This window comes from Desulfovibrio sp., assembly GCF_035644575.1.
Classification (GTDB): domain Bacteria; phylum Desulfobacterota; class Desulfovibrionia; order Desulfovibrionales; family Desulfovibrionaceae; genus Desulfovibrio.
In genome coordinates, this window is record NZ_DASQOG010000170.1 from 1 (window position 1) to 3,122 (window position 3,122).

4 protein-coding genes are annotated in these 3,122 nt (G+C 59.9%); 3 read left to right on the plus strand and 1 reads right to left on the minus strand.

Annotated features, from left to right (window positions below; genetic code table 11):
• The coding region (locus tag VEZ52_RS09805) for a bL21 family ribosomal protein (protein ID WP_324836651.1) at positions 1-84 on the minus strand (84 nt) is incomplete at its 3' end.
• Between the two features lie 144 nt (positions 85-228).
• On the opposite strand from VEZ52_RS09805, the gene VEZ52_RS09810 reads away from it, so the two are divergent.
• From VEZ52_RS09810 to VEZ52_RS09820, 3 genes are all read left to right on the plus strand, one after another.
• Positions 229-1,947 carry a class I SAM-dependent RNA methyltransferase gene (locus VEZ52_RS09810; protein ID WP_324836648.1) on the plus strand — a complete coding sequence of 573 codons (1,719 nt, stop codon included), beginning with the start codon at positions 229-231 and terminating at the stop codon, positions 1,945-1,947.
• A gap of 208 nt (positions 1,948-2,155) precedes the next feature.
• Positions 2,156-2,509: an AtpZ/AtpI family protein gene (locus VEZ52_RS09815; protein ID WP_324836649.1), complete on the plus strand. Its 354-nt coding sequence runs from the start codon at positions 2,156-2,158 to the stop codon at positions 2,507-2,509.
• Positions 2,475-2,915, plus strand: a complete 441-nt coding sequence (locus VEZ52_RS09820; RefSeq protein WP_324836650.1) for a hypothetical protein — start codon at positions 2,475-2,477, stop codon at positions 2,913-2,915. Before VEZ52_RS09815 ends, VEZ52_RS09820 begins: the two co-directional genes overlap by 35 nt.
• The last annotated feature ends 207 nt before the right edge of the window (positions 2,916-3,122 follow it).

Consider the following 3,122-nt stretch of genomic DNA (forward strand, 5'->3'; position numbering starts at 1 on the left):
CTGAACCGCAAGCTTTTCCACAACTACTTTAGAACCTTCTTCGACGCGGTACTGTTTTCCGCCGGTCTCGATAATCGCGTACATATCAACCTCCAAAAAGAGAAAGGCATATTTGCCCCACAGGCCGACAAATGTCAAGCGTGTTTTGCAGAAATTTTTGCAAAACTCGCTACAACAGTCCGCGACTTGCGCGAGGGGCGAGAATACACAACTTCAAACCAAGGAGCAATGCCTTTCTTCGCCGCCCAGAGCAATCCCGCATCTCCCAGCCGCACTTGCGCAGCTGCAAGCCTGCTGCTATCTCTGGCCCCCATGAACACAGCACTCACACACCTCACGCTTGATATCACCGCCCTTTCGCACGATGGGCGCGGCATCGCACGCCTTGCCCCCGAGGACGGCCGAACCGGCAAGGGCACGGTTGTATTTGTGGCAAATGCCTTGCCAGGACAGCGGGTGAACGCACGGGTGCTGCGGCGCAAGCCTTCCTTTATAGAAGCGGACGCTGCGACCCTGCTCAGCCAGCCGCCGGACGCCGTCGATCCCATCTGCCCTCACCATGCCGAGTGCGGCGGCTGCCCCCTGCAAACCATGCCCTATGCGCAGCAGCTTTACTGGAAGCGCACTCTGGCAGTGGACGCCCTCACGCGCATTGGAAAATTTGACCGCGACCAGATTGAATCACTTTTACCGCCCGTCACAGGCTCACCCGCGCTGACGCGGTTTCGCAATAAAATGGAATTTGCCTTCGGGCATGACACGGACAACAAGGCCGATTTGAAACTCGGCCTGCGCCGCCGCAATGGCCGCGATGTGGCGGCCGTGCCGCACTGCGCCCTCATGCCGCCCGAGGCGCTACAGATAGTGAGTATGGTGGGCAAGCTCGCGGCGGAAAGCGGCTTTGCCGCCTACGCAGCGCCCGATACCCGACAGAGCCAGCCCATTCGCCCCGCGCACGACCAACAAAAGCAGGGACGCCGTGGCGGCTTTGCCCGGCGCGCCCCGCGCGACCACGCCATCCCGGTTCACGATGCCGCAGACAATGGATTCTGGCGTTTTTTTGTGCTGCGGCGCGGCCTTGCGGCAGACATGCGCACACCACGCTGGTGGGCTTTGTGCATCACAAGCCCTGGCGATACCGCGCAACGCGCTGCCGTGCGGCTGCTCGGCAGGGAGGTGCTGGCTGCATTCCCCCAACTGGCGGCATTTATCCATGAAGAACGCTCCAGCGCCGATGCCTTTGCCTTTGGCGAAAAGCGCGTGCAGACTCTGGACGATACTGGCCGGGAAAACCCCTCAGCCGCACGGTTGTTTCTGCCTCTTGCTGGCATGAACTTTACCCTGGATGCGTCTTCCTTCTTTCAGGTGAACACCGGCGGGGCGCAAGCGCTTGCCCACGCGGCCCAGCGCATGCTTTTGCCCGACAGCCCGGCAGAGAGCCAACAAGATACCTGCCCCCGAGGGCTGCTTGATCTTTATTGTGGCGTTGGCGCACCGGGCCTTTTACTGGCGCGCCGCTATTCCGCCCTGCTGGGTCTGGAGCAGGACAGCCGGGCCGTGAAGCTCGCCGCCATAAATGCCAGAACCAATGACATCAATTACTGCCAGTACGAGACAGGGGATGCGGTGCACCGCCTTGAGCGCCTTGCGCCCTTGGAACCTGCCAACCGCTGGCAGACAGCTGGCTTTGACGAGTCAGCCAGCATCCCGCAGACAGCAGATGCTCTGGCAGACCCGCCCAGGGCCGGGCTTTCGCCCCGCGCGCTGGATGCGCTCATGCAGATCGCGCCAGACAGAATCCTTTATATATCGTGCAACCCTGCTACGCTTGCGCGAGACGCCGCCCAGCTACGCCACAAGTACTCCCTGGAGCGGCTTGAAGCCGTTGATCTTTTTCCCCACACGCCGCACCTTGAGTGTCTGAGCCTCTGGCGCAGGCTCGACTGAGCCCTTGGACAGGCATTTTTTTGCATAGTTGCAAGTGCCGATTTTTGGTATCAACAGCCAGTTTTCCGCGCCTGTGGCCCTTAAGGAATGCAGCGTAATCACAAGTTTCCGCCCAAAGTCATTGACGCGTCGGGTCGCCTGTGATAATTTGAACAGCGTTAAGGGGACCAGGACGCTTACAGGTTCCAGCCACGTGCGCGGAGGCCTTATGTCGTTCAAGGATTTTCTTAAGCAGCAGCAAACCGGTATGGAAGCTATGGCCAACACAGGGGTCATTGGCCTGCATCTGGTGAGCGGCCCCGCAGTGGGTTTTGCCATAGGGTACGGCATTGACCACTGGTTTGGCACCAGCCCATGGGGCAAGCTGATTTTTCTGTTCATCGGCATTGCGGCGGGTTTTTTGAACGTGTACCGCGACACTCAGGCCCTGCTGCGCAAAATGGCGGCGCAGGACGCCCGCCGGAAAGGCCTTGTGCCGGAACAGCAAAGCGAAACGCCCCCAGCGGGGCAAGGCAAAACAAACAGCCGTGCGCAGTCTGAAACAGATGATACACAGCCTTGACGCCTGGCTTTGGCGGCGCGGCATAGATCACCCGGCTATCCGTGTTTTGCTGCGCAACGAAATTTTGCTCGCCGCGTGCAGTCTTTTGATCGGCGGGCTGGCCTTTACGGCCACACCCTGGTTTTTCTGGTTTGGAGTGGGCCTGACCATCATGGCCTGGACTTTTTGGGGTTTGGCGCGCTTCTTTCTGCGCAAGGGCCTGGGGGATTACAGCACGGCCTTTTTGCGCATAGTGCTGGTGCGCTGGATGGGTCGGCTGGTTATAATTGGCGCGCTTCTTTATGTTTCGCTGATTGTGTATCAAGCCCCTGTTTTCGCCATAGTAGGCGGCATGGCCGCAGCTGGAGCTTGCGCTCTGGCAAGTTATGCCCTGGCAGCGCGTGGACCGCGACGCCGGGCAGACTAAACCGGAAGGGCCTGACCGCCGAACCGGGGCACTACAGCCGCAGCACGGCAGGGCAAATGCCCTCGACCGCAAATTTTGGGGAATGGCCCGCACGGGTCTAACATTAACGCCGCGCTTTGGCGCGTACTCACCAGGAGGCATGGCTCATGGCAGGTGGTTTGCCGCATCCGGTATTGCTCTCCACATTTATGGGCATGGACGAGATCA